Here is a 24,957-nt window from a genome sequence, read left to right as displayed (position 1 = left end):
CATCAAGTTGATTGCTTTCGATTCGCGCGTCGTGGTATCCCTTCCTCGAAATGCGCTCTACGCCCCTCACGACCAAACTCGGCATCGAAATCCCCCTCATTTGCGGCGCCATGTATCCCTGCTCGAATCCCGAGCTCGTGGCCGCGGTGTCTGCCGCTGGCGGCATTGGAATCGTGCAGCCCATCTCCATGTCTTATGTGCATGGGCACGATTTGCGCGACGGATTGCGATTGATTCGCACCATCACCGACAAACCCATTGGCTTCAATGCCATCGTCGAAAAGTCATCCAAGGTGTACGAAGACCGTATGCGACGCTGGGTCGACATTGCGCTCGAGGAAGGCGTTCGATTTTTCATCACGGCGCTCGGTAATCCGCGGTGGGTCGTGCAAAAAGTCCACGCCGTTGGCGGCACCGTCTACCATGATGTCACCGAACGAAAATGGGCTGAGCGAGCGCTTTCCGAAGGCGTCGATGGTCTCATTTGCGTCAACAATCGCGCGGGCGGACACGCGGGAAATCAATCTCCGCAAAAACTCTTCGACGAATTGTCTCTGCTCGGCGTGCCGCTCGTGTGTGCCGGCGGCGTCGGTGATGAAGCAGGGTTTGTCCAAGCCATTTCCATGGGTTATGCCGGCGTCCAAATGGGAACGCGGTTCATTGCCACGACCGAATGCCGAGCCCATGACGATTACAAGCAAGCCATCGTTCGAGCTCACGAATCCGATATCGTGCTCACCGATAAAATCAGCGGGGTTCCCGTCAGTGTCATTCGCACATCGTATGTCGATCGTATGGGTACGAAAGCAGGACCCATCGCGCGCGCGCTCTTGCGTCATCCGAAGGCAAAACATTGGATGCGCATGGCGTATTCGCTGAAAAGCGTTTGGGAGCTGAAACGTTCGTCGCTCCGAGGTACCGGCTACAAGGAATACTTTCAGGCAGGAAAAAGCGTCGACGGAATCCACAAAGTGGAGTCTGCGGGGGATATCGTGCGGCGCTTTGGGGAAAGTTTGGCGAAGGAATCAAACGCAGCCGCTGTGTGAATACGGCAAATTCGGGGGATATGGGGGGCACAAGCGAGCGCGGGGTTGAAACCCCGCGCTACACATTCAAAAGTCCCCTCACTGCCGTTCGGGGACTGACCGCATTCCTTTGCGCTACATGATCGTGATCTGCTTCCGATTCCGCAGCAGAATGCATTTTCTCTCGTGAACGCATGACGTCAGTCCGAGCGCGGTAGCGCGAGGACTTCTTGTCGTGTAGCGCGGGATTTCAGAGGCTGTCTCAAAACTCGAGCCGTAGTGTGTCACCGAACGCCCGCGCGGGATTGAAATCCCGCGCTACACATTCAAAAGTCCCTCACTACCGTTCGGGACTGGCCTTGTGGAATTTCGCATCGTCATCGAGAATCATCAATGATTTCGCATAGATTGCAGGCCTCGCCATGCAGCCATGACGTCAGTCCGAGCGCGGTAGCGCGAGGACTTCTTGTCGTGTAGCGCGGGGTTTCAACCCCGCGCGGGGCTGGGGCGAGGATACGCGTTCCGAGTTTTGAGACAGCCTCTTCAATCCCGCGCGGGCGTGCGGTGTTGCAACCGCGTTCCGAGTTCTGCGACAGCCTCTTTAACCTGGGGCGGCGTGTTTACAGCGAACAAGTGTGCGTCCCGACGCACCGGATTTCAGCGAGCCCTTCGTGCTGCTGATGCATTTCGCCGGCGCGATCGAAGCTCGGCTTCGGCGGGCTCGTCATGTAGAAGTCGACGATCTTGTTGTACGCTTCTTCGAGCTTCTTGTTGACGTCCGCCTCGATCTTGCGACACGTGCGGTTTTCTTCTTCGTCGTATTGGTGGTTGAGCGCATCGAGCCGCTTTTGCGCATTGATTTCCCCGAGCAGCGAACCCGCCGTCGCTTTTGCCCGTTCGGCGGCATCGAACAGCGGATCGTACCGCTTGTTCAGCGCCGTGTAGCATTGCGCCACCTTGATACCTTCGGCGCTATGCGCGTATTTCATCTCGTGCGGGCATTTGCGGAACCTGGGTTTGTCGTCGAACTTGAACTGCTTCGGCGGCGTCGATACCACGTCGCCGCGCTTCAGGCGTGCCTCGCCAAACGCAACCGACCATGCCGTCATCCACATTTCGTCCGCCGTTCCGGCGTCGTACGTGAGAAATGGCTGCGTTTTCCCATAAACGACGGCGGCCGGCAACGGGTTCGTCCACATGTTCGTGTAGTTCTCGACGTCGCACGAATCGTTCATCGTCGGTTGAAGGTCGATTGCGAGGTACTTGGGGAATTTGTCGCGCGCATGTTCCACCACGACGTACCGCAATCCATTGGCGGTGCCCGCATACTTCATTTTCAGCGATACCGTCACTTCCGTCGATTCGAGCGCGCATGCGCCATACGTGTACGCTTTCGCGAGCCTGCGCCTGAGCCCCGAGCCTCGCGAGGTTCGTGTTGGAACGTTGAACCGCTGCAACTTCGACCCTTTGGCGCCGCCGTCGAGGAAAAACTCGCTCGCTCCGTCGTCGTCGCCACCGGCCATTTTCATGTGCGACATGACCGTGTAGCACTTGCCAGCTTCCGCTTGAAATTTGAAACTGACGGGTTTGTCTTTGCCACTCAATTCGCCTTGCGTCGTGACGGCGCCTTTCAATTGTTTGGCCAAAGTCTCGCCCGTCTTCGCCGGATCGGCGCGCCAAGCGTTTTCCAGCTTGTAATACGTGAGCACGTGGGCCAAATAACGCGCTTCGTTTTCGAGCCCCGCGTCTTCGAAAGCCGATTGCTTTTCCGACATCGCGCCGATCTTGTCTCCGGGGATCGGATCGGGCCCCTCGAGCAGCATTTTATCCATTTCGACGAGCAGCGTGCGCGTTTCCTTGCGCAACTTGTCATGCTCTTCTTTGGCCGCCTTGTCGGGGTTCTTGGGCTTGCTCGAACCGCTCGAACCGCTGCTCGAGCTGCCGCTCGACGAGCTCTTTCCCGACGAGCTCGAGCTGGCTTGCTTTTGTTCTTCTTGCTCTTCGGGGTCTGGTTCACCAAGCGTGTGAACCTTGCCGTTGACGTTGACCTTGAGAAGGCCGCACGCGCCGAGCACGAACGGCGCCAGGAGCAGCCCCCAGTGACTTTTTGGTGATTTCAGCATCGCGATGTGCCGCTATCGCTGTTGTCGCTCGCCGTCAAGCACCGAGCTCGACCGCAGCATGCAAAAATTTGCCTGTGCTATTTCTCGAACTTTGCTCGATTACGCGCTAGCATTCGCCGCGGAGGAACGTCATGACCACCCGCTCTAGCTCCGACGACAGCTACCGCGAGCGTCTTTCGCCAGAACAATACAAGGTCGCCCGCTGTGGCGGCACCGAGCGTGCTTTCACGGGCAAGTTTTGGAACCACAAGGCAGATGGACGTTACGTTTGCGTATGTTGTGGTGCTGTCCTCTTCGATTCATCGACGAAATTCGATTCGGGCAGTGGATGGCCCAGCTACTTTGCGCCCGTATCAAAGGATGCGGTAAAAGAAATCGAAGACAACAGTCACTTCATGCATCGAATCGAAGTGCGCTGCTCGAAATGCGATGGTCATCTCGGACATGTTTTTCCGGACGGACCACCTCCAACGGGAATGCGTTATTGCATCAATTCCGCATCGCTCGATTTCGTTCCCCGCGAAAAGTCGGGTTGAGCCGTTTGCCGCTCACACGTCCCGATGTACGGTTGTCGGTGAAAATGCGGGCAGGCACACGGCGATGTATTCCGCTCCATCGTCGTCCGGTGTCGAATAACGAACCCATTCACCCGCGTGCGTGATGATCGCTTGACCTGCGGCGACTTCGATCGCGCCACCTTCGTGCTCGACGCGTAGCCTTCCGCGAAGCACGACCGTGTATTCGTCGAATTCCGGCCGCTGCCCCGGTTCGAGCCATCCGCCAGGGCTTCGCATATGCGCAACGCTCACGTCTTCCGTTCGCGAATTGACGCGCCCCACGTATTCGTCGATGATCTTTGGCTTGTTTCCCGCTGCTTCGATGCGGGTCGGCTTTTCGATGAAGGTCGGCATGACGCACGCTTGACCCATTCTCGCGCCGGCGTCAATCCACCCGCGCTCGCTCACGCAACCTTCGCCTCCGATTCCTCCGCCCACCCCGCGCCGCCATGCTCTTTCCAAAATGCTTCGAGCTCGCCAGCTTTTGCCTGCACCGCTCGCTCTGCAGCTCGTCGCAGTTTGCCTTTTTCCATTTCCGTGAGTGACCAGCTCAATGAAACATTCCCGCGGAAGCAAAACGTAACCGTCGAGAAAAAACCGGGCCCGAATTCGGCATTGCAACGACGCGCCACCAGCTCGACCAGTTCGTCATTGCGAAACAGCATCGCGGATTCACGCGCGGAAAGCGCACCCAGCGCCGGCGACGTGAGCCCCTCGAAACCTCGCTCCATCTCCGACGGCGGCCTTCGTTGCTCCAAGCGAAAATCCGTTCCCTCGGCGCTTCGATTTTCCACCGCGCCGCGAATTTGTACGAGCAATACGCCCGATACATGCTCACGCATCCATCGCTTCAAATCCCCCGCGCGAATGTCTCCAGCAACGCACGCTTCGAGCCACCCGCACGCAATGCTCGTGCCGTAATTGTCCCAATATCCCGCATCGAGCACCCGCCTTCGTGGTGACGTCGGTAAAACCGCAGCCGGCGACAAATACGGAAAGGAAGCGCTGAGTCGCGTGGCGACGCGGAGAGGGAAGCTTTGCAGCGTTCCCGGAAACAAGCGCCCAAGCTCGTAACCCGCGCGTGAATACATGATTTGTCCTCGATGCCCCACGCGAGGACCTTCTTGCACCAACAAGAAATCGAGATCCAAATTGGAAATCAAAAGGCGCCGCCCATCTTCGGCCAGCATTGGACAATACACGAGCGACGGGCGCCATCCCGCAGCTTCACCAGATGCCATTTCGCCAAACGTTTTTCCAAACGCTTCGGGCACGTTTTGCTGAAATGCTTCCTCGAGCGCTGCTCCGCGATCCGGCCAGCTCGGAACGGTAATCAACGTGGAAATGATGTCGCGAAAAACGAGTCGATGGGTTACGAACGACAAACAATCACTGGCAACGCCATCGAAAAGCGCCTTGTGCGAAATCGTATGCAAATCGTCGGTGGATTGAGGAACAGTCGCAGGCGGCGGCTTAAGCGTTGCCACATAAGCCCCCGCTCCATACATGCCTCCGGATGCTCCTGAAATAAGCCGGATGTGGTAAGGAAAACCCGGTAATCGACGTTCGAGCGCGCATAAAATGCCGGCCGTCCACGCTGCCGCTCGGAGCCCTCCGCCGCTGGCGCAAACGAGCACGAGCGGCCGTTTTCCCTGGGCAAACGGTAGCGACGAACGCCACGGAATGGCATCTTGCCGGACGAGCCCCGCGATGGTCGGACGATTCACCTCGTAATGCGACAAGTGCGCCAGACGTTCGGGCGCATAATACTCGTCGAAGTGCGTGATGCGCCGTCGATACATGCTTCGTCCGGCGAGACGGACGAGTAGAGCAATGAGGCCGATGAGCAATAGAACGTGCGTGCCGCCGAGCCAAAAAGAAAATGATCCGAGCGTCGCGGCAATCAATCCCAAAATGATGCAAATACCGGCCGCCGGGGGAATCACGACCCGCTCGAACAAAGCGGCCGAAAGATACACGGCAATGAGCACGACGGAAAACGACGTGGCGAGTACGTGCAGATGCACCACATCGACGCATCGCGCATCGACTTCCAGCGACACGACGGCTTGGTGGGGCAATGCAGCACAAATGCCGGGTGACAACGCTTGGGCCATCCAATCCCCGAGGCTCACGAGCGCGACCGTGAGAGCCACGGCGCCAAGTGCTCCGACGGCCATGGGCCAACGTTTTTTTGGACGAACCCCTGCAGCACCTTGGAGAAATAGATAGCCGGGAATGAGAAGCGCGACGGCGAAAGCGACGGCACAACGAAAAATGTATTCGCGCACGGACATCGCCGCGACGATGACGTCCGGTCTGCGACCAAACTCGGGGCGTTGTACCAAGAGCGAGCTCACGAAAAAAAGCCCGCTCGCCAGAAGCGTTGCGGCAAACCCAGCGATGCCCTGTTTGACGGGATGCTCGTGCCAAAACAGACGCGGCAAGCCGTACGAACGCCCGAGGCCCAGGAAGATGATGCCGACGACGAATGCAAGCTCGGCGAGCAGCAAAATGTGACCCGAAAAATCCGCAACGACGCGTAACGTGTGCAGTATCCAGACAAGAGGCATTGCAAGAAGCATACGTGCGCTACTCATGTCTGCAAGTCGGAATCTTATTGCGCGGATGCCGCGTCCAAGCCGGCGTCTGCGGAACCGGCAATTTCTTCAAACAGATCAAACGGCCCAATATGATGCAGCGCTGCAAGCCGAGTAATTTCATCCTTGCCTTCGAGGACGACCACCCCAGCCTCCTGGGCTTCGCGGCGCTGCTCTGAGGTCAGGCGACCAGTGGTCACGAAAAGCGCGACATCAATGCGTCGTGCGAAGCAGCCAGAGAGGAACTTTAGCCATTCGCGCTCGGTGGGTGCAATATTGGGCTTGTGAAATTTCACTTGTGCTGCCAGCGTCGCTGGCTCGCCCCGTGAGTCGCCGATTCGCTTACCCACGAAGTCCACCCCTCGCTCGTTTCGTTTGTCGCGGCCTTGATGATGCCACGCATAATAGGGATAGGCTGCCTTGAGAACGCGAAGGACATAGAGTTCGAAGGCTTCACCTCGGGCGGTATTCGAGGGGATCTCCTGTACGAGTCCAGAATCGACGTCGATGGCGGTCTCAGTGGTCGCGCCACGCAGTGCGACTTCTCGGCCGCGTTCAGTAATGCGCCATCCCGGGTTCGTTTTGTCGTGGGGATATACAAAACCGGCGGCAACCGCAACTTTGTTGATAAAAAATCGAAGGCTCGCTTTCCCTTGTTCCGAAAGTGTGAGTCCGCGAGGATTGAGAATCGCCTCAATCGCGGCGTAGATGCTTTGTGTTGACGCAGTTCCGCCGTTGCGCACAATTTCAGTCAATGCAAGTTGGATCTGCTCCTCGCCGGTGAGACCACCTTCCGTACCCGTAACAGGCTTCAATTTCATCCACGTCTCTCCGTTGCAGCCTCGTCCGTGGTCAGTTCGCGTGCACTTCCACCGTCCCAACTAGGTGCTACGACCCGTTGGCATTGCATTCCAAACCCCGCAGGGCCTGTTGCGGTTATTCATGCGGCTTCGACGTCTCCATCGAGCGCTGCAAGCGAGCGTTGAATGCGTTCGACTTCGGCCGACTCGAAATACGGCTCGCCACACTGCTCGCACACCCATGCGGGCACGGCATCCCAACGCACATGATAGCCATTGCGGTCCACGCTGAACGGAGCGTGCGAACGCTTCATATCGCCTCGACAATGAATGCACTCCATGATTACCCTCTCCTTCTGAAATCGGCAGACCACTGATCGGGATTCGGAATGTACGCCGTTATGATGGCCAAATAGTCAGTCTTGGGTGCGCAGACAATATGGATGGGGCGCCGTTTCTCCCCAAATCCGAGCAAGAGGCAGCTATGGCCCCGTGCATCTTCCGGGTAATCCTCGATGAGCTCGCCCGTAGCAATGACGGCCTCCACCTCGCGGGGTGAGATCATTCGAGAAGGCCGACTCATCTGACGCACAGCATGCGGCAGAAACAGTAGCTTCTTCGCTGCTGCTGTGCGAACCTGGTCTAGAATACTTGCCTCCATCGAGTCGAACCCCTCTGCTGTGGTCATGCCAGAATTCTCCGTTCAGCGCCATTTTTTTGTTTGTTTTTCTGAGCGTGCGCCCAACACACTGCGTGCGCTCATTCTTGGCACATTGCTCCTCGCGCTTCCCGCATGTGGCGCTTCTTCAGCGCGCATTGGCGTCGGACCCGTGCTGGATTCCGACGACAACGTGGCCATCGAATCCACGTTTTCGCTCGGCTTCGGTATGCCCCTCGATTACAAGGGCAGATCGCAACATTATTTACAAGGCCTCGGATTCGTCGGTGGAGGGGTCGATGTCGATTCGGATGCCAGAGTCGTGACGACCGGATTGGGCGCCGATTACATTTATTGGGCGCATCCTCGCTTCGACCTGCGCGCAGGGCTCCAATTCGCTTATCGCAATCGCCAAGCGGAACCACACGAAAAAGATTTGATGGGATTGGGCGGTCACGTGGCATTCATGGCCGTCGCAGCTCACGATGACTCGAGCTGGATCGTGCCTCAGTTTTGTTTCGGCCCCGAAGTTCGCATCGATCAAATGTGGGACTCGAAAACGGGCAAAGAGCGAACACACTTCGCATTTCCGCTCGTCGTCGAAGTCAACTTACTTGCCGCCGGCGACTAACCATTGCCACCATTTTTTCTTTTCGCTCGTCGAGCTCGTCGCTGCTCCAAGACGCCGAAACGACTGTACGACCGCCGCCGCGTCGTCTTCGAGCTCGTCCATCGGAACGCATTGCGAAGCGCCCAGCGCCACCATCACGACTTCCTTGTTTTCTTCGGTGAACCAGCGAAACAGCGAATGCTGTTTGCTATTGCCCTCCACGTGCGCCCGGTACGTTTCCGCCTCGGCTCGCCCCGGCTTGCTCTTCAGCGCCCGAGCACTCACTTGCACCGACGATGCTCCCGCGGGCACCGTTTGTTTCGTTATCGCTTCCGCAATGCGCGAAAGCGATCGGCCGTTGGGTTCCGACAGCCGAGTTCCCGTGCGTGAAACCGTGAGCAGCTCGATCCCGTCGGTACCCGAGAATGACACGCGGCTCCACGATGCACGTTTGTTCGACGGTTTGTCCGCCTTCATGCGCAAAAATCGAGGCGGCGGTTCAATGGCGAAATCAGCCTCCACCACCTCGCTTTCTTCGACGTCGTCCTCCCGCGACGGCTCCGTCACCTCGATGCCTCCACGTTCGACCAATTCATCCAATTCGTTGCGCGCCAACGTCAGCGGGTGATCGGGAAATGCAGCGTCGAGCGATGGATCATCCGCTGCGCGCTGATCGATCTTCGTGGAGAGATCGTCGAGGTTTGTCCCAGCGGAATCGTGCAAGAGTCGCGTCAGAGCAGCCGCTTCACGTCGTCCCGTTTTCGCAAGCGGCGACGGATCGAAACGAAACTCGAACATGCCTTTTGCGACCGGCACCAAAAGCCGCCCCACGATGCTTTCGTGCCCAGGCTCGTACCACGTTCGATGAATCACGCGGAGCGCGCGAGCCTTGCCAAGACGAACGATCGACGTCTCGACGACCGGCGACCAGTCCGGATCGTCCGTTCGAGGACCAACTTGTTTGTCCGGGCGATCCACCGAACGAAAGCAACTATTGAAGAGATCCCGCGCATGTCGCTCGACGTCGCGGCGCAAGATAGCCTCGTGTTGCGACTGCAAATCGAGCCGATGCGGAAAGTGACCCACCATCAGCGACGTCATGTGCCCGCGTTCGAAAAAAAGTAGGCGCTCGCGGTCGTCTCGCGCCTCGTCTCGAACCGCGCTCCCGGTGAGAAGCGCAACCCGAACTTGCCCTGCCGCACTTCGTCGACGAAGCCCATCGCTGGAAGTGTACGCCGCGATCCGCCAATTTCCTCGTGTTTTTGCACGCTTACCCAGCCTGAATGTGTAAAGTGTAAAGTGCTACTTGACACTTTACGAGCGAGCCCATACAACGGTTCACTGATGAGCTCCGAACAAGGTTTGTCTTTCTCTTCTTCTTCTCGCGAATCGTTCCTGACGGCGCGTTTGCCCAAGGCGATCGCGGATCGCCTCGAAACGATCCAGCACGATCTGCGCATGGTCGTCGCGGGATTGTCCGGACGTACCCCACCGTCGTTCGTGCAGCGAAAGCCGCTCGCGCGTCATCTGCTCGCGACGCCCGCTGTATCCACGCGCAACCTGCTCGCGACGCGTACGTTGCGCGTGGCGCGTGTCACGCGCGAAACGCCCGATGCGGTGTCGCTTCATCTGATCGACCCAACCGGACGACGTATTTCCTTCACGCCCGGACAATTCTTCACGGTGCTCGTGACCTTGCCGAATGGCGAAGTGCTGCGCCGCGCGTACTCGATATCGAACGCGCCCGATGACGATGGCGCGACGAGCGAAGCGCGAATCACGATCAAGCGTATCGTCGGGGGCGTTGCATCGAATCACTTGAACGACACGGCAGCGGAAGGCGCATCGTTCGAAGTACTCGGGCCTTCGGGCAACTTCACGACGACGTTCGATCCTGCGCAGCGCAGGCATCTCGTGCTGTTTGCCGGCGGAAGTGGAATCACGCCGCTCATGAGCATCCTGCGCACGGTGCTCGTGCGCGAGCCTGAAAGCCGCGTGTCGCTCGTGTATGGGAATCGCGGAAGCGACGACATCATCTATCGGGACGAGCTCGCGGAGCTGTCGAAAGCGTACGGCGAAAGGCTCGCCGTGCGGCACGTACTGACAAACCCGCCCGAAGGTTTCTCCGGACGCACCGGGCTTCTGGATCGGACAAACGCGGCCGCGGAGCTCGAAGCGCTGCCCCAAGGGGACGAATATTTCGTGTGTGGTCCCGAGCCGATGATGCAAGCTGTGCGTGATGCGCTGCTCGCTCAGGGCGCGGCGGCTTCTGCGATACGCGAGGAGCGGTATTCGTCGCCTGCGAGGCGGGTTCGTCCTGACGCACCGTCCTCGCCGCAGCAGGTGGTCGTACGTTTGGGCGGGGTCGAGCGAAAGGTCGTAGCCAAGCCCGGACAAACCTTGCTCGAAGCGGGCCTCGAAGCGTCGATCCCCATGCCGTTTTCATGCAGCATGGGCGGCTGCGGCGCGTGCCGCGTGAAGCTCGAGAGCGGCGACGTCGTGAGCGAAGAGCCGAATTGTTTGTCCGAGGAAGAGCGGCGAGACGGGTTTGTCTTGGCGTGCGTATCGCGTCCGTCGTCTGCGTGTACCGTGGAGATCGCATGATGGCCGTGGGGCAGTTGCATTCGGCGGCGAAGGTCGATCGCGGGGCCTATCCGTATCGCATGAAGGATTTGTGCGAAAAGACGGGGCTGCCCCGGCAGGTGGTGCATTTCTACATCCAGCAGGGGCTCGTCCCGGAAGGCCGCAAGACCGGCCGGAACATGGCCTATTACGGTGACGAGCACCTCGAGCGAATTCTGCTCGTGCGAAGGCTTCAGCACGAGCGGTTTTTGCCGCTTCGGGCCATCAAAGCGATGCTCGACGAGCAAGACGAGGCATTCAGTCCGGCGCAGCGCGCATTCGTCAATGAATTGAAATCGCGTTTGAGTCGAACGCTGGGAGCTCGTACGGCCCGTCCTGCAACGATTTCGACGGTCGAGCTCGTGGAAAAGTTCGGCGTACACGCGCGAGACCTGGATGAAATGATCGAAATGGGGCTCGTGGGCGCGACCGAGGAAAAAGGGGCGGACGGACGCGTACGGCGAGTGATCGCACGAGACGACGTTTGGATTTTGGAAACGTTCGCGCAGTTTCGTGCGCTTGGTTTTTCCGAAGATATCGGGTTTGGGCCGAAAGACATTGGTATCTATGCGGAAGCGATGAGCAATCTACTTGGCCAGGAAACCAAACTGCTTGCAGAGCGGCTTTCGCGCTTGTCGCCCGAGGTTGCGGCAAAAATGATCGAACAAGCGGCGCCGATCATTCATTCGTTCCTTGCGCGTTATCACGACGCGCTCATGAAAAATTACTTGGCCACACTTTGACGGTACGAAAACCGAAATACAATTCGAGGAGAGCAGCCATGTTCAATACGAGTCACCTGACGAGATTTCTGCCGATGAAGATGCAATCGCAAATCGATGCGTACTTCGAGGCGCTCGAGGTCTTGACATCGGTCAGGGATCCGAAGGTGCTCGGAGCGCTTGGGCCTTCGGGCATTCGGGGGCTGGTGCTGCGTCGTGGTAGGCAAGGGCGACCGACGGACGTACAAGCAACGCACAAAGCGCATTTCGATTGGACGTATCCGAGCGATCAGCCGGAAATGGCCGAGCTTTATCGTCGTGCAAAGACGGGTCAATGGGATGGTGATTCGCTTCCGTGGCATATCGACGTCGATCCGATGAATCCGGAGCGAGACTTGTTGCCGCGCGATTTCTTTTCGTTCGACACCATGGAGGGCGCGGGCGTCAAACTGAACGACGACGAGCAGCGCAAGCTTGGGTATTGCGTGGCGACGTGGATGCTGAGCCAATTTTTGCATGGCGAACAAGGCGCGCTTTTTGCCGCGGCGCAAGTGACCGAAGCGGTACAATTTTTCGACGGCAAACTTTATGGCGCCACGCAAGTGATGGATGAAGGGCGCCACGTCGAGGTATTCAATCGGTACCTCGATACGAAAATGAACAAGATGTACCAAATCAACGACAATCTCTTCGTGATCATCGATTCGCTGATGACCGACGGTCGTTGGGACATGAAGTTTCTCGGGATGCAGATCATGGTCGAGGGCCTGGCGCTCGGTGCATTCGGTACGCTGTACAAGCAAACGAAGGAACCGCTCCTCAAGGAATTGCTCGGGATGGTCATTCGCGACGAAGCGCGACACGTGCATTATGGAGTTTGTGCATTGCGCGAGCACTTCACGAAACACATCACCGAACGCGAAAGGCAGGAGCGCGAGGATTGGGCATTCGAGGTCGCGCTGCTCATGCGGAATCGTTTCACCGCGTACGAAGTGTACGAGGAATGGTTCGAGGGGCAGATGACGCGAGCGCAATGGCGCGACGTCGTCTACAAGTCGAAAGGAATGCGAGAATTCCGCACGGTGATGTTCAGCCGGCTCGTGCCCAATCTGCGCGAAATTGGGCTCTTGTCGCCGCGAATCATGCCGCGCTACGAGGAAGTGGGACTCATGCAGTATTTTGGTGGGCTCGCCGCGGACAAACTCACAGCCGAAAAGCTCGTGTCCGAGCTTTCAGCGTGAGCGAAAATCAGAAGACCTGACCCGTCGAACCGGGGCGCCGGAATTGCCCGAGGACGTGCCGCCGGCGCCGCCCGTTCCGAAGACGAGAATGTTGTTGGCGGTCGATACGCCGCCGCTGTTCACGCGATAAACGGCGTACGACGGTCCGCCGGCGCCGCCGCCTCCGTGCCCGCCATTGCCGCCTTTGCCGCCAGCGCCACCATTGCCGCCGGGGCCGACTTCCGACGTGCATGTCGTGGCGCCATTGCCGCCACCGCCGCCGTTGCCGCCACTGGCGCCGCTGCCGCCGCTTCCACCATTGCCACCTTTGCCGCTCGTAATCGCGTTTCCACTGAGCATCATTCCGGTTGAATTGACGAGGAAGAGGCCGAAAGAGCCGCCGCCCGCGGTGCCTCCCGTGCCGCCCGATCCGGCGCAACCGCCCGCGCCGCCGCCGCCGCCGCCATTTCCTCCACCGTTGATGACGAAACCTCCGCCTTGGCCGCCACCGCCGCCACCGCCGCCGCCGCCATTGCCGTGGGCGCCCGATGTGCCAATGCCGCCGCCATTACCAACCCAGAAGTTTGTCGTGGTGGAACCACCGCTGCCGGCGGCTCCATTCGATCCGTTGCCACCGGGCGCGCCAGTGTTCCCATTGCCGCCGCCTTGCCCAGGATCGCCGCCCGATCCGCCCGATCCGCCTTGGGTTCCGCCTGTGCCGAGGCCTCCATTGCCACCCGGATTGGTGCCGGGCGCACCGCCATTGCCCCCGCCACCGCCCGTGCGACTGCAAGCCGAGCCGCCGCCCGTTCCGCCCGTGCGAATGCCGGACGAATCGCAAGCACCGGGGCTCCCATTTGCTCCATTATTCCCCTGGGCCCCCGCGGTTCCGTTTGTCCCGGCCGAACCAGGTCCTGCCGCGCCGGCGATGAGCGAGCTATTGCGCAACGTGACCGCGGTGCAGTTGTTGCAATACATGGCGTAATTCGAGGCGCCGATGGTCAATGTATCGAATGTTTTGATCGTCAGCCGATCGAGCGTCATGGCGGTGATCAAGTCTTTCCCCTCGACGGCCGTGACGCGGCCGTTGAGGACCCCGCTCGATTGAATCGTCACGATGTTCGCGGGGCTGCGAGCCCAGTTGTTTTGGGCCGAATAGCCGCCGTAAATGGAGATGCCATTGAGGAGCGTGAGGCGGCCGTCGTAGATACCCGCAGACACGTAGACCTGTTTTTTGCCGAGCTGCTGCGCTTTGGACAATGCGCCGGCCAGCGTGAACATGGGCTGCTGCCTCGTTCCAGGGTTGGCATCGCTGCCCGTGATGGCGACGAAAACCGCGGCGCTCGCATCTCCATCGATGCCATCGCAATTCGTATCGGCGAACGTGTCGTCTGGCAGATCGGGCCCCACGTACGTGCACTCGCAGCCATTGGCCGCTTGACCATCCGCATCGCCATACCCGGGCAAACAGGAAACGAGCTGGCACGAGCCTGCCGTGCACCCGACGTTCGCATTCACCATGAGCGTGGAGCAATCGTTGTTGCACGCGCCGCAATTGAGCACATCGGTCGCGACGCTCGTTTCGCAGCCAGTCGGCGTCATGCCGTCGCAATCGTCGAAGCCCGTTTCGCATGTCCCAATCGAGCAGGTTCCGCTGACGCAAGCTTCCATGGCATTGGGCAAATTGCACGCCATTCCGCAACCACCGCAATGCGAAACGCTCGTGTCCGTATTCACCTCGCAGCCGTTGCCGGGCATCATGTCGCAATCGCCGTACGACGCGTCGCACATGCCAATCGAGCAAACGCCCGAGACGCAGGCTTCGGTGGCATTGGGAAGCGAGCACGGTGAATTGCATGCGCCGCAATGCAAGATGCTCGTTTCCACGTTCGCTTCGCAACCATTGGAATTCATGGCGTCGCAATTCTGGAAAGGCGCCGTGCACCCGGTGATCAAGCATTGGCTCGCGGCGCAAACTTCGCTGGCATTGGCCAATTCACAAACGTTGCCACACGCGCCGCAATGGTTCATGTTCGCCGTGGTATCGACTTCGCAGCCGTCGCCAGCCATTGCATTGCAATCTTCGAATCCCGCCGAGCACGCCGCGACCGTGCACGCACCTGCTTCGCAGGCCGCGGAGGCATTGGGCAGATTGCAAACGTTGCCGCAATCCCCGCAATGCTCGACCGTCGTATTCGTGTTCGTATCACACCCATTGCTTGGATCGCCGTCGCAAGCCGCCGTTCCCGCTGCGCAACCCACGGCTTCGCCCACGATGGGAACGACGACGTCGGGCATTGCTACGCCCCCGACCGTCGCGGAAACCAATGCTTCCGTCGGTGCGAGCATTTCTGCAATTCCGGTCGACGTGTACGTGACTTCAAAATAGAGCGACCCGCCCGGTGGCCGAGTCGAAGGCAGATTGACGGGCACCCGGAGCCATTGGCTCGGGTCATTCGGTGGATCCTCGACGTAACGCACGGTTTCGACAGAATAATCTGGATCTTGTATAGTGACCGTCTCAAATATCGCGTCGGCATCGCTTTCATTGTCGATACGAAAGGCTCGCATGCGCTGCGTGCCGGCCGGCACGGTATCGAAAGACAAATTCGCAGGGCTTGCACAAGGATCGGCCGGACCTCCATCGTTCAGCACGCACACGGCTAGCTTCGCGTTGGCTCCGCCGCCCGCTCCTGCATCGCCACCGCTGCCGGTTCCCCCACCGCTACCAGCAAACCCACCATCACCCCCATCGCCCCCGACGCCGCCATCGCCCCCGCCACCACCGTCTCCCCCGCCATTACCACCGCTGCCGGTGGAAGGGACATTGACCGTGCCGCCCTCGGCACACCCAACGACGAATGGTCCTAGCGTGAGGACTGCGGACGAAAGGACGAGTCCCGTCAATCTACGTTTGACCGTGTTCTTCATGGTCGTATTGAAACACGAAATGAGGGGTCTTGTCCACGACGAGGCAGCGAAAAGCCGGTCACGTAAACCACGACGACGCAGGGACGCAACGTCTCCGTTCGAGCCGTCGCGCGCTGCAGCGCCCGAGGCGTCGTAATCGTGCATGCGTCCGCGGCGCTCGACGGACCTCTTGAAGGCAGCATGAAAATCGTGCACCATCCGAGCGCCAAATGACAGCACGCGCGCTGTATGCGGCCGATGACGAGGAGAACATCATGATCACGCTGCGTCGTTCGGAGGAACGAGGGCACGCCAATCACGGTTGGCTCGACAGCTATCACACCTTTTCGTTTGCCGGGTATTTCGACCCGAAACATGTGGGATTTCGTTCCCTTCGTGTCATCAACGAAGATCGCGTCGAGCCGGGTAGGGGGTTTGGCACACACCCACATCGAGACATGGAGATCATCTCCTATGTCATCGAAGGAGCGCTCGAGCACAAGGACTCGATGGGCAATGGTTCGGTGATTCGACCGGGCGACGTTCAGCGAATGAGCGCAGGAACGGGCGTGACCCATAGCGAATTCAATGGTTCACCTTCCGACCAGGTGCATTTCCTTCAAATATGGATCGTCCCGGAAAAGCAAGGAATTCCGCCAGGTTACGAGCAAAAACATTTTTCCACGAGCGAAAAGCAGAACCAATTGCGGCTCGTGGCTTCCTCCGACGGTCGCGATGGCAGCGTGACCATTCATCAAGATGCGAGCGTGTTTGCAACGGTGCTCGATACGGGACAAACCGTGACGTACAAGCTCGATGCGGCCCGTCACGCATGGATTCATGTGGTTCGTGGTGAAGTGAATGCGTCGGGGCATGTGCTTCACAGCGGGGATGCGGCCGGCGTGAGCGGAGAGCCGGAAATCGTCTTATCGGGTCTAAAGAATGCGGAAGTGCTCCTCTTCGACCTCGCGTGACGCAAATTCGATGGCCGAGCGCTATTCCGCAGTCTCCGCAGCCCGCGCCTGGTGATACAGTCGCGCCGTATCGATGGCCATCGCAGCCCGATGCGCAAGATCCTCGGCCAATGCCAAATCCGCTGCTTCGTAGGCACGATGGGTTTTTCCACGAACGAACGTAATGGCCCCGAGAATCCGACCACGTGCAGCAATCGGTACGCACATGTACGAGCGGAATCCAAGCTCTTTCAGTAGCTCCAAGTGCTCGGGATCCCTAGAGAAATTCTCGATCCACGCATCGGAGACCTCCGCCACGAATTCGGAAGCTCCCGTGCGGGCCACGTGCGGAGCTCCGTGGGCATCGTCGGATTTCGGCGGATACCGCAGCTTCAGCTTGTGCGTGGCCGACCGTTGCGCGGGATCCGCGTGAGCCACTGCGAGCCGGAAAAACGATGCATCTCCATTCGATTCTGCGCCGTCTGCGCTTGGTTCGGATGTATCGATGATGCACCAATCCCCAATGTGCGGCACGGCCAAACATGCCACGCTGGCGAGCGTCGTGGGATAATCGAGCGACGCGTCGAGAAGCGTGCTTGCTTCGGCCAAAAAAGCAAACCGAGCTTTCGCCGCTTCGGCTTCGGCCCTGGCAGCTTGTTCCCGGGCAAACAGTGCAGCACGATCGATTTCGGCACGCCGGAGTGCTTCGAGATTGGCTTCGGCCGCACGGAGCGACGTTCTGAGGGCGGCGCCGAGGACGCTGATGAGCAAGGATACGACGAAAAACGCGCCGAACCGGATCACCGTGCTCGGACTGATCCGGCCATCCGCCTCGAATAACGAAGGCAGAAAAAATTGCAGAACGGCCCAGCTACCAAGCGTCGTCGACGTGAATCCCGGACCAATGCCACCGAAACATGCGGAGACCATCGTCGCAAAAAAGAAGAATGGAAAGGGGCTTGGTACGATCCATGGCCGGAGCAGCAGCGTGAGGACGAGCGCCGCCGAAAAAATGGCAAGCGCAATGCCGTATTGAAGTGCCGGCGACCGGTCTCGAATCACGAGCGCCCTCAGCCCGCGGAAGCTAATGAAATCGCTCATCATTGTGGTTCACCGCCTGCACGACGTGCGACTCCGCCAGGTTGCGGAGCTTCCCCGTCCGATTCTCGCGTATCGGCTTCGGCGCGAAGTTGGTATTTGCGAATTTTCGCCGCAAGCGTCACGCGGCTGATGTTCAAGCTGCGAGCGACGCGACTTTGATTGCCTCCATGGGCCGCGAGCGCATCGGCAAGGATTTCTCGCTCGACCCGCTCGATTCGTTCACGCAGCGACAAACCATTGTCATCGGCGGGCATATCGCGTGTTTCCGAAGGCACGTCACGCGCAGGAGCCGGCGCCGCGGCTGGTGTTGCCGGGCTCCATCTGGCCGCAAGCGAAGTGGCTTGGGCACGTTCCCAATCCGGAAGATCGAGCACCGGGGCCGAATTGAGAGCAATCATGCGCGCAATGGCATTTTCGAGCTCGCGGACATTTCCCGGCCATGGGTGAGCCGCGATGCGAGCTGCCAGGGCTGGCGTCATCGTAATGGGTCCAAGATTGAATTTACGACCGTAATTGGCGGCAAACTCGCGTGCCAAAGGAATGATGTCTTCGGGCCGTTCGCGGAGCGGTGGTATATAAAGGACGACGACGCTGAGGCGGTAAAGCAAGTCAGCGCGGAACGTTCCTGCGTCCACCGCGGCCCCGAGATCCCGGTTGGTCGAGGCGATGATGCGTACGTCGACGCGGCCATTGCCTTCTCCGGGCCGCCGGCCACCAACGGTTTGTATTTCCCCGTTTTGCAAAACACGCAAAAGCTTGGCCTGGACGTCGATTGGCAATTCGCCCACTTCGTCGAGCAGCAGAGTTCCGCCGTCGGCTTCGGCAAAAATTCCCCGGCGACTTTGGTGCGCCCCGGTAAATGCCCCATGCGCATGGCCAAAAAGCTCGACCTCGGCAAGTCCTGCAGGCAATGCAGCACAGTTGACACGAATGAACGGCCGCCGCGCTCGGTTGCTCGACGACACGATCCGCTGCGCAAGCAGTTCCTTGCCCGTGCCGCTCTCACCAAGGATGAGCACCGGGAGATCGTGCTGCGCGACGCGTTCTGCCGTCTCGAGAAGCCTGCACATGGCCTGGTTTTCGGCGACAAACGAGACCATGTTCCTGGGCGCAGTGTACGAGGATTCCGAACGGCTGTCGAGAGCGATGCTCGGCGTTGCAAAAGTGCTGTTTTTAAGGATGGTGGGCACAGAGCTCAATCGAGCGTCGTCAATTCTTTGGCAGCAGGATTGACACGCGCCGAAAAACTGCTGATCAGACATTGATCAGCTCGCAAAGATCGCAGATCATGATGCAGATCAGAATCTGTGCAAGTGCTCGTAACGCGTTGCGTGCTCGCGATCGATACACGTTGCATATTCGATGGAATGCAGTGCCCAAGGTGCGCGTGACCATTTGGCACCGAAACTGCTCGACACGGAAGCGACCAACGACTGGGTTTCGCGGATGGAGCGTCACATGGGTTCTGTCGAACGTCTTTTGGAAGTCGATACGTCAGCTTCGGTATTCGTTGATTCCTTGCAAGAATACGCACTCAGCTCACGTGCAGCAAATCACGTGTTGCTCGAGCGCATCGCCACGGGCAACATGCCGGATCTGGCAGCCAATGTCAGTTTCTTGCTCAGCGAATATTACCATTACAGCCATCAGTTTACGCGATACCTGACGGCGGTCATGGCGAATCTGACGGCTCCCGAGCATCGAGCGGCGCTCGTGCGAAATGCGGCTGATGAAGTTGGACACGTGACGCCGGATGAAGCTGCGGAGCTACTCAAAAATGGCATCGATCCCGACCATGCGCGGGCGCCGCATCCGGAGCTATTCCGACGGTTCTTGCGCGCAATCGGGGCGAAACCGGAAGAGATATTGCGTCGAAAGCCGCGCGCAGTGACGCTCGCATGGATCGAAGCGTTCCGTGATTTGTGCATGCATGGGGGCGAGGCGCAAGGTGTGGGCGCGCTCGGCGTTGCCACCGAGGGCATCGTCGCGGTCATGTATCGCCGAATTTTGCGCGGCATCAATATCGCCTGGCCAAACATGTCGGCGCGTGACAAGGTCTTCTTCGAATTGCACGCACTTCTGGACGACGACCACGCGCATACGCTCCGCGAAATTGCCGTATCGATTGCCGCCACACCCGATGGCCGAAGGCAGCTCGCGGTGGGAGCTTTGCGCGCTCTCGTTGCACGAGCCGCATTTTTCGATGAAATGATGGACGAAATCGATTCCGTCGCGACGACCATCACGAGACCCGTCGTGAATGTCGCACCCCAGGGAGCCTTCGCATGAATTCACCCGACACCGCGCGCGTTGCCAGCGAATCGTTCACGAATACGAATCAAAACCGCGATTCGCTCACGCCCGTTCCGTCTCGAATTCCCGGCGCAGATTGCGTGCATCGCGACGTGACACTCGATGATGCGCCGGCCGCTGATTTTTCACGCGAACGTGGACACCCCGTATACGCCGTACGCTTGCCCAGCAATACGGTGAGTCTGAGCATCGGCGACCTGGATCCGGGCGCAAGCACGTCCAATCACAGGCACGCCTACGAATCGCTCATCTACGTGATCTCCGGCCGTGGATACACGATTACGGAGGGGCAACGATACGATTGGAAAGTGGGCGATGCCATTTACGTACCGCCCTGGTGCTGGCATCAACACTTCGCCCATCCCGAAGAATCAGCACGTTACATCACCGCGACGAACCTGCCCCTGCTGAAGCAACTCGGACAAACCGTCGTGCGCGAAGAAGCTCGTTGAGCAAATTCCTGCTCACTTAATCGAACGATCAAGCTGGCAATAGCTCCATTTCGCATCGCGATGGTCCACGCACGGTGAGCGACGCGTTCCATTGCGTTTCCCCGACCAAACGGACGCCGCGAATGCGCGGCAGAAGCTCTTCGAGGACAATGCGTGCTTCGAGACGCGCGAGCGTTGCGCCGATGCAGAAGTGTATGCCATGCCCGAATGCAAGCGATGCCTTCTGTTTGCGGTCCATGTCGAATACTTCAGGATTGCTGAATTGCCGCTCGTCTCGATTGGCCGACGCAAGAAGTGGCACGACGAGCGACCCCTTGGGCAAAAACACGCCGGCAAGCTCGGTATCGGCAGTCGAGAGGCGCATGCGTGCGTGCGTCGAAGGTTCGAAGCGTAAAACTTCTTCGATGAAATCCGGGATGGCCGCCTTATCTGCACGCAAACGGTCCACGAGCTCGGGGTGCATGGCCAATATGCGTAGTGCCTGCGTAATCAAGTGCGTCGTCGTTTCGAATCCCGCCGTCACGAGCAAAAAGAAAAAACTCACAACTTCGTCTTCCGTGAGCCGTTGCCCATTGATTTCGGCTTCCAGGAGCTGGCTTGCCAAATCGTCGCGCGGACTTTGCCGGCGATCGGCGAGCATCTGACGTACGTGCGCTTCGAGCTCCGTGACGGTCTGAATGATACGCGGTTGCGCTTCGGCAGGCGTCCCAGGATTGACCGAAACGAGGTCTTCGGTCCATATACGAAGTTTTTCAATCGATGCGTCGTCGAGCCCGAGCAAATTGGCAATGACGTTTCCCGGGAGCATAATGGAGATTTCCGCGCATGCATCGAACACTCCCGCACCTGGCATGCGAGCTGCAAACTCGGTACAAACCCTACGCGCGAGCGGTTCGACGCGCGGCAACACGCGCACGCCGAACGCGTGCGTGATGAGCGCACGCGTGGCCGTGTGCTTCGGCGGGTCCATGAGGATGAGTGACCCGGCTATGGGATTTCTCTCGAGCCACGGGCGTATTGCCAATTCTCGCCCGCCTTGCGACGAAAACAAGAGAGGGTTTTTGAGGACATACAAGACGTCGACATAACGACTCACTGCCCACAAATTCCCTGGATCGACCTGGCACACCGGTGCCTGCGCCCGCAATTCTGCGTAGTACGGATAGGGATTTGCTCGTACATGCGGTGAGACGAGGTTCAGACGTGCCATTGATTCCCTCCCATATCCCTGCGGGCGCCCGACAATTCACCGTCCAATTCGCTTCAGGATGACGTCGAGGTCATTGGCGTGACTCGCTCGCGCACCGAAACGCTCGAGCCAGGCAATTTCGTGTTCCGCAGGCGCCTTGGGTCCCGTGACCATGTGCACCTGCATTCCCAGCTCGAGCGGCAGCGACAAGTCGAGCTCGTAAATGTCCCCGCACACGAGAACCTCTTCGGGGGCCGCTCCCACGCGACGCATGATCGCGGCGAGCGCATCGTAATATCGACCGCGGCGCGGATACACGGGCCGCTCGAGACCCGGCAGGGAAACCTGCTCCGGAACATGAGAAAACCGCTCATCGGTCGTTTCCGGTTCGCCCACGACAAACTTGCGCGCATCACCGTGCACTTCGATTCGATCGAGACCTGCCGGCCCAAGCGTGCGCAGCTTTTTCTGCGCTGCATCCGTACGCGCGTTCGTCACGACGAACGTTGGAATGCCCGATGCCGAAAGGGCCTCGAGAACTTCCTTCGCGCGAGGACGAAATGCCGTCAGGGTATTTTCGTACGCGTGGTGATAAAGCGCTTGCAAAATGGCCGCCCGCGTCTTGCCATCCTTCAGCACCCCAGCCGCATCGAACATCAAGTGTGCAGTCGTCGTCGTGTGAATGTATGGGTCTGCGCTTGCCGGCGCGACAATGCGGCCTTCATGTACCCAACCATAGCGACCTGGGTTTTCCGTGATTCGTGCAGCGTGCTCGGCCCACTCCGCAGGAAGCTCGCGACCCAACAAGTCGAAGACCGCCGCGCGGAAAGCGTCGACGAACGGAGCGGCTTCGCGCTCGACGTCGGTGAACGTGCCATCAAAATCGAGAATGATGCATTTTGTGCTCAAGGTGACCTCTGCTGCGAACAGGCGTTGGATGAATGTAAACGGTGCAGTCTCAAAGGCTCGTTGTTTCGTTCGTGAAGTTTTCCCGGATCCATGACGTAAAACCAGGCAATCGCAAACGTTCGAGCAAAGGCAGAAAAGCCCGCTCGACGCGATCCTCGCGCACGACCATCGGAAACGGACGAACCCCCACGTCGTTCGAGGCTAGCACGAATGGCATGATTTCGCTTTTCCCTTCTTCGAAAGCATCGCACAAAAGCGAAGCTTTCAGGTATGCCGCGGACACATCCAGAAATGCCGGGCGAATACCTCGAATCGATCGCGTGAAAGGTTCGGCGATGACGCGTTTCTGCGGCGTGTCGACGAGGCCCGCGGATTCGAGCTGCAAGCGGAAGAATTCGGACGCCGAAGCTCCAGGACAATGGGCTTGTCGTTTTTCCCGCTCGTACCCCTCGGCGACGACAACGAGCGCATATTCGGTGCGCGCCAGGGCTTCCGCAATTTCCTTCAACACGACGCCGGGGAATTGGAAAAATGGCAAAACGATGAGATGGGCACGGGCCGCAACGCCGCAATGAAGCGCGTGCCGTCCGCTACGGTTGCCCATCATTTCGAGCAGATAAATGCGCTTGTGCGTGTACGCATCCTCGTACAGACCTCGGGCAATCGTGGCCCCAGCCTCGACGCCGGAAAGAAACCCAATGGCGCGATCTCCGGCGAGATCGTTGTCCACCGATACGTTGACGAATCCCGCCGTGGGCCGCGGAGACGTGTGTTCGAGCAGAGCTTTCAGCCCTTCGAACGTGCCATTGCCGCCGACGCCGATGACATGCGTAAAACCTTGTGCTCGCAGCGTCTCCGCCGCGGCTCTGCGGTTTTTCACCTCGTGAAACCCCAAGTAGCGCTCACTGCGAAAATCACTGCCGGCATCGAGCACGCGACGACCCATGCTGCGCGCAGGTATGCCCTTGGCCAACATCGCATAACGTTCTCGCCGACTCACGATCAGCCGCTCGAAACGCGGCTCACTGCGCGCATCCAGCGTGAGCGACCGAAAGCCTTCCGTAGCGGCCCATACTTCGTATCCACGCTTCGAGGCTTCTTCCGTAAGTGCAACTGCTGCGGACGCGTAGCCAGGTGCATCGCCACCATCGAAGACGAGCAGAAGCCGCCGATCCGATGGCGGCAGAGCGGCTGGGGTGCCAAATTCGACGACGTTCGTCATGTGGCCGGGGGCGTAGCATGAAACCGGGGGGGAGGGGAAGACCGAAATTCCCTGCGCTTTGCGTCAACGGTAGCGGGCGATTTTCCGGGCCGGGAGCGCGGTCCCGCTGTACTGAACCCCCCCGCCGACCCCCCGCCCCCCCCCCCGGGCCGCCGGGCGCGGCGCCCCCGGGCCCCGGCGCACGGGCGGGGGGGGCCGGGGGGAAGGGCACGCCCGCCCCCGCCCCCCGCGGCGAGCTCCAGCCGACGATGGCCGATCCCATGAAAGTCGAGCGCAAACCTGGCACGACGAAAATCACCGGCACCGCAACGTCCGATTACGGTACGTACGATGTCGACGTGACCCAATGAAAATCGACATTCAATCCACGTGGGCCAGAACCACGACCGAATAACCCACGGCGATGTCACGCCCTGGATTGTGGTACGAATGCCGCTGATCTCCGCGGAAAACCACGACATCCCCAGGCTGCACCAAAAACTTTTCGCCGGCGACGACGAGCTGCATCTCGCCTGATTCCACGGTCAAATATTCACGCGTCCCAGGCGTGTGCGGTACGCCCGTCATCCGCCCATTCGAAGGAAGCTCGATTCGATCGATTTCCATTCCTGCAATGGCATCGGGCAAGAGCTTGCGCACCGTCGCTTGGCCCGGAGAGCGCACGGGCAAACTCCCTTTGGTATAATGCCGCACGACGCTGCGAGGTGCGCTCAAGAGCTCTTCGATCGAAACTTGAAGCGCCGTCGCAACTCGATGCAGCACCGAAAGTGTCGGGTTTGCCTCGCCAGACTCGAGATGCGCCCACGTCGCTCGCGGAACATTGGCGAGCTTTGCGATCTGCTGCTGCGTCATACCGCGGGCTTCGCGCAGTTGCTTGACGTTCTTGGCCAGCGTGCCCGCAAGATCACGATCGGCATCCATCGTGCCCGCCATGAGAGCGCTTTACGCGCTTTCAGGCAAGTTCTCGTCGC

General features: G+C 59.3%; 24 protein-coding genes. 10 read left to right on the top strand and 14 right to left on the bottom strand.

Annotated features, from left to right (window positions below; all coding sequences use genetic code 11):
• The first annotated feature begins 50 nt into the window (after nucleotides 1–50).
• Complete coding sequence (locus IPM54_38810) at nucleotides 51–1,046, top strand: nitronate monooxygenase (protein MBK9265728.1); 996 nt, start codon at nucleotides 51–53, stop codon at nucleotides 1,044–1,046.
• Nucleotides 1,047–1,645: 599 nt separating this feature from the next.
• Here the strand turns inward: IPM54_38810 and IPM54_38805 are convergent.
• Entirely contained in the window at nucleotides 1,646–3,148 is a 1,503-nt protein-coding gene (locus tag IPM54_38805) for a hypothetical protein (GenBank protein ID MBK9265727.1), read from the bottom strand.
• 131 nt (nucleotides 3,149–3,279) lie between these two features.
• Here IPM54_38805 and msrB point away from each other — a divergent pair, with 131 nt between their 5' ends.
• Nucleotides 3,280–3,684, top strand: coding sequence for a peptide-methionine (R)-S-oxide reductase MsrB (gene msrB, locus IPM54_38800; protein MBK9265726.1), 405 nt, complete (start codon nucleotides 3,280–3,282; stop codon nucleotides 3,682–3,684).
• Between the two features lie 12 nt (nucleotides 3,685–3,696).
• Here the strand turns inward: msrB and IPM54_38795 are convergent, their stop codons facing one another.
• The 5 genes from IPM54_38795 to IPM54_38775 form a co-directional block, all read right to left on the bottom strand.
• Complete coding sequence (locus IPM54_38795; GenBank protein ID MBK9265725.1) at nucleotides 3,697–4,059, bottom strand: cupin domain-containing protein; 363 nt, start codon at nucleotides 4,057–4,059, stop codon at nucleotides 3,697–3,699.
• A 50-nt stretch (nucleotides 4,060–4,109) separates the two neighbouring features.
• Nucleotides 4,110–6,305 (bottom strand): hypothetical protein, encoded by a 2,196-nt coding sequence (locus IPM54_38790; protein MBK9265724.1) that lies wholly within the window; start codon nucleotides 6,303–6,305, stop codon nucleotides 4,110–4,112.
• A gap of 17 nt (nucleotides 6,306–6,322) precedes the next feature.
• Nucleotides 6,323–7,126: a restriction endonuclease gene (locus IPM54_38785; GenBank protein MBK9265723.1), complete on the bottom strand. Its 804-nt coding sequence runs from the start codon at nucleotides 7,124–7,126 to the stop codon at nucleotides 6,323–6,325.
• Between the two features lie 119 nt (nucleotides 7,127–7,245).
• On the bottom strand, nucleotides 7,246–7,446 hold the full coding sequence (locus tag IPM54_38780) for a YgiT-type zinc finger protein (GenBank protein MBK9265722.1): 201 nt from the start codon (nucleotides 7,444–7,446) through the stop codon (nucleotides 7,246–7,248).
• 2 nt (nucleotides 7,447–7,448) lie between these two features.
• Nucleotides 7,449–7,766, bottom strand: a complete 318-nt coding sequence (locus IPM54_38775; GenBank protein ID MBK9265721.1) for a DUF4258 domain-containing protein — start codon at nucleotides 7,764–7,766, stop codon at nucleotides 7,449–7,451.
• 169 nt (nucleotides 7,767–7,935) lie between these two features.
• On the opposite strand from IPM54_38775, the gene IPM54_38770 reads away from it, so the two are divergent.
• Complete coding sequence (locus tag IPM54_38770; GenBank protein ID MBK9265720.1) at nucleotides 7,936–8,394, top strand: hypothetical protein; 459 nt, start codon at nucleotides 7,936–7,938, stop codon at nucleotides 8,392–8,394.
• On the opposite strand, the gene IPM54_38765 is transcribed toward IPM54_38770, so the two are convergent.
• Entirely contained in the window at nucleotides 8,374–9,474 is a 1,101-nt protein-coding gene (locus tag IPM54_38765) for a hypothetical protein (protein MBK9265719.1), read from the bottom strand. The genes IPM54_38770 and IPM54_38765 overlap by 21 nt on opposite strands.
• A 243-nt stretch (nucleotides 9,475–9,717) precedes the next feature.
• On the opposite strand from IPM54_38765, the gene IPM54_38760 reads away from it, so the two are divergent.
• The 3 genes from IPM54_38760 to IPM54_38750 all read left to right on the top strand — a co-directional run bounded on the left by IPM54_38760 (nucleotide 9,718) and on the right by IPM54_38750 (nucleotide 12,958).
• Entirely contained in the window at nucleotides 9,718–10,977 is a 1,260-nt protein-coding gene (locus IPM54_38760) for a ferredoxin--NADP reductase (protein ID MBK9265718.1), read from the top strand.
• Nucleotides 10,932–11,738, top strand: a complete 807-nt coding sequence (locus tag IPM54_38755; GenBank protein ID MBK9265717.1) for a MerR family transcriptional regulator — start codon at nucleotides 10,932–10,934, stop codon at nucleotides 11,736–11,738. Before IPM54_38760 ends, IPM54_38755 begins: the two co-directional genes overlap by 46 nt.
• Before the next feature lie 80 nt (nucleotides 11,739–11,818).
• The gene (locus IPM54_38750) at nucleotides 11,819–12,958 is read left to right on the top strand and encodes a ferritin-like domain-containing protein (GenBank protein MBK9265716.1); all 1,140 of its coding nucleotides are present in this window, start codon (nucleotides 11,819–11,821) and stop codon (nucleotides 12,956–12,958) included.
• Here the strand turns inward: IPM54_38750 and IPM54_38745 are convergent.
• Complete coding sequence (locus IPM54_38745; protein ID MBK9265715.1) at nucleotides 12,950–15,868, bottom strand: hypothetical protein; 2,919 nt, start codon at nucleotides 15,866–15,868, stop codon at nucleotides 12,950–12,952. The two genes, IPM54_38750 and IPM54_38745, sit on opposite strands and share 9 nt — an antisense overlap.
• A 254-nt stretch (nucleotides 15,869–16,122) precedes the next feature.
• Here IPM54_38745 and IPM54_38740 point away from each other — a divergent pair, with 254 nt between their 5' ends.
• Nucleotides 16,123–16,821 carry a pirin family protein gene (locus IPM54_38740; GenBank protein ID MBK9265714.1) on the top strand — a complete coding sequence of 233 codons (699 nt, stop codon included), beginning with the start codon at nucleotides 16,123–16,125 and terminating at the stop codon, nucleotides 16,819–16,821.
• Nucleotides 16,822–16,842: 21 nt separating this feature from the next.
• Here the strand turns inward: IPM54_38740 and IPM54_38735 are convergent, their stop codons facing one another.
• Nucleotides 16,843–17,862 carry a DUF4118 domain-containing protein gene (locus tag IPM54_38735; GenBank protein MBK9265713.1) on the bottom strand — a complete coding sequence of 340 codons (1,020 nt, stop codon included), beginning with the start codon at nucleotides 17,860–17,862 and terminating at the stop codon, nucleotides 16,843–16,845.
• A gap of 38 nt (nucleotides 17,863–17,900) precedes the next feature.
• Nucleotides 17,901–19,001, bottom strand: coding sequence for a sigma-54-dependent Fis family transcriptional regulator (locus tag IPM54_38730; protein ID MBK9265712.1), 1,101 nt, complete (start codon nucleotides 18,999–19,001; stop codon nucleotides 17,901–17,903).
• Here IPM54_38730 and IPM54_38725 point away from each other — a divergent pair.
• The 3 genes from IPM54_38725 (at nucleotide 18,970) to IPM54_38715 (ending at nucleotide 20,666) form a co-directional block, all read left to right on the top strand.
• Nucleotides 18,970–19,134 carry a hypothetical protein gene (locus IPM54_38725; protein ID MBK9265711.1) on the top strand — a complete coding sequence of 55 codons (165 nt, stop codon included), beginning with the start codon at nucleotides 18,970–18,972 and terminating at the stop codon, nucleotides 19,132–19,134. The two genes, IPM54_38730 and IPM54_38725, sit on opposite strands and share 32 nt — an antisense overlap.
• A gap of 225 nt (nucleotides 19,135–19,359) precedes the next feature.
• Nucleotides 19,360–20,190, top strand: coding sequence for an iron-containing redox enzyme family protein (locus tag IPM54_38720; GenBank protein ID MBK9265710.1), 831 nt, complete (start codon nucleotides 19,360–19,362; stop codon nucleotides 20,188–20,190).
• Nucleotides 20,187–20,666: a cupin domain-containing protein gene (locus IPM54_38715; GenBank protein ID MBK9265709.1), complete on the top strand. Its 480-nt coding sequence runs from the start codon at nucleotides 20,187–20,189 to the stop codon at nucleotides 20,664–20,666. Before IPM54_38720 ends, IPM54_38715 begins: the two co-directional genes overlap by 4 nt.
• A 28-nt stretch (nucleotides 20,667–20,694) precedes the next feature.
• Here IPM54_38715 and IPM54_38710 read toward each other — a convergent pair whose 3' ends face one another.
• The 4 genes from IPM54_38710 to IPM54_38695 all read right to left on the bottom strand — a co-directional run bounded on the left by IPM54_38710 (nucleotide 20,695) and on the right by IPM54_38695 (nucleotide 24,907).
• The gene (locus IPM54_38710) at nucleotides 20,695–21,867 is read right to left on the bottom strand and encodes a cytochrome P450 (protein ID MBK9265708.1); all 1,173 of its coding nucleotides are present in this window, start codon (nucleotides 21,865–21,867) and stop codon (nucleotides 20,695–20,697) included.
• 45 nt (nucleotides 21,868–21,912) lie between these two features.
• Entirely contained in the window at nucleotides 21,913–22,764 is an 852-nt protein-coding gene (locus IPM54_38705) for an HAD family hydrolase (GenBank protein MBK9265707.1), read from the bottom strand.
• A gap of 49 nt (nucleotides 22,765–22,813) precedes the next feature.
• The gene (locus tag IPM54_38700; protein MBK9265706.1) at nucleotides 22,814–23,986 is read right to left on the bottom strand and encodes a 6-phosphofructokinase; all 1,173 of its coding nucleotides are present in this window, start codon (nucleotides 23,984–23,986) and stop codon (nucleotides 22,814–22,816) included.
• A 360-nt stretch (nucleotides 23,987–24,346) separates the two neighbouring features.
• On the bottom strand, nucleotides 24,347–24,907 hold the full coding sequence (locus IPM54_38695) for a helix-turn-helix transcriptional regulator (GenBank protein MBK9265705.1): 561 nt from the start codon (nucleotides 24,905–24,907) through the stop codon (nucleotides 24,347–24,349).
• Nucleotides 24,908–24,957 lie beyond the last annotated feature (50 nt).

It is taken from the genome of Polyangiaceae bacterium (genome assembly GCA_016715885.1).
Lineage (GTDB): Bacteria > Myxococcota_A > Polyangia > Polyangiales > Polyangiaceae > Polyangium.
The sequence above is the reverse complement of the archived record's forward strand: the minus strand, read 5'-3'. Positions and strand labels throughout refer to the sequence as shown.

Bases quoted from the DNA above. Each gene is read 5' to 3' on its own strand.
- IPM54_38725 (MBK9265711.1), top strand. From the start codon at position 18,970: ATGGCCTGGTTTTCGGCGACAAACGAGACCATGTTCCTGGGCGCAGTG.
- IPM54_38775 (MBK9265721.1), bottom strand. From the start codon at position 7,766: ATGGAGGCAAGTATTCTAGACCAGGTTCGCACAGCAGCAGCGAAGAAG.
- IPM54_38790 (MBK9265724.1), bottom strand. From the start codon at position 6,305: ATGAGTAGCGCACGTATGCTTCTTGCAATGCCTCTTGTCTGGATACTG.
- IPM54_38715 (MBK9265709.1), top strand. From the start codon at position 20,187: ATGAATTCACCCGACACCGCGCGCGTTGCCAGCGAATCGTTCACGAAT.
- IPM54_38795 (MBK9265725.1), bottom strand. From the start codon at position 4,059: ATGCCGACCTTCATCGAAAAGCCGACCCGCATCGAAGCAGCGGGAAAC.
- IPM54_38720 (MBK9265710.1), top strand. From the start codon at position 19,360: ATGGGTTCTGTCGAACGTCTTTTGGAAGTCGATACGTCAGCTTCGGTA.
- IPM54_38730 (MBK9265712.1), bottom strand. From the start codon at position 19,001: ATGGTCTCGTTTGTCGCCGAAAACCAGGCCATGTGCAGGCTTCTCGAG.
- IPM54_38750 (MBK9265716.1), top strand. From the start codon at position 11,819: ATGCAATCGCAAATCGATGCGTACTTCGAGGCGCTCGAGGTCTTGACA.
- IPM54_38760 (MBK9265718.1), top strand. From the start codon at position 9,718: ATGAGCTCCGAACAAGGTTTGTCTTTCTCTTCTTCTTCTCGCGAATCG.
- IPM54_38785 (MBK9265723.1), bottom strand. From the start codon at position 7,126: ATGAAATTGAAGCCTGTTACGGGTACGGAAGGTGGTCTCACCGGCGAG.
- IPM54_38805 (MBK9265727.1), bottom strand. From the start codon at position 3,148: ATGCTGAAATCACCAAAAAGTCACTGGGGGCTGCTCCTGGCGCCGTTC.
- IPM54_38740 (MBK9265714.1), top strand. From the start codon at position 16,123: ATGATCACGCTGCGTCGTTCGGAGGAACGAGGGCACGCCAATCACGGT.
- IPM54_38695 (MBK9265705.1), bottom strand. From the start codon at position 24,907: ATGGATGCCGATCGTGATCTTGCGGGCACGCTGGCCAAGAACGTCAAG.
- IPM54_38780 (MBK9265722.1), bottom strand. From the start codon at position 7,446: ATGGAGTGCATTCATTGTCGAGGCGATATGAAGCGTTCGCACGCTCCG.
- IPM54_38745 (MBK9265715.1), bottom strand. From the start codon at position 15,868: ATGAAGAACACGGTCAAACGTAGATTGACGGGACTCGTCCTTTCGTCC.
- IPM54_38810 (MBK9265728.1), top strand. From the start codon at position 51: ATGCGCTCTACGCCCCTCACGACCAAACTCGGCATCGAAATCCCCCTC.
- msrB (MBK9265726.1), top strand. From the start codon at position 3,280: ATGACCACCCGCTCTAGCTCCGACGACAGCTACCGCGAGCGTCTTTCG.
- IPM54_38700 (MBK9265706.1), bottom strand. From the start codon at position 23,986: ATGACGAACGTCGTCGAATTTGGCACCCCAGCCGCTCTGCCGCCATCG.
- IPM54_38765 (MBK9265719.1), bottom strand. From the start codon at position 9,474: ATGACGTCGCTGATGGTGGGTCACTTTCCGCATCGGCTCGATTTGCAG.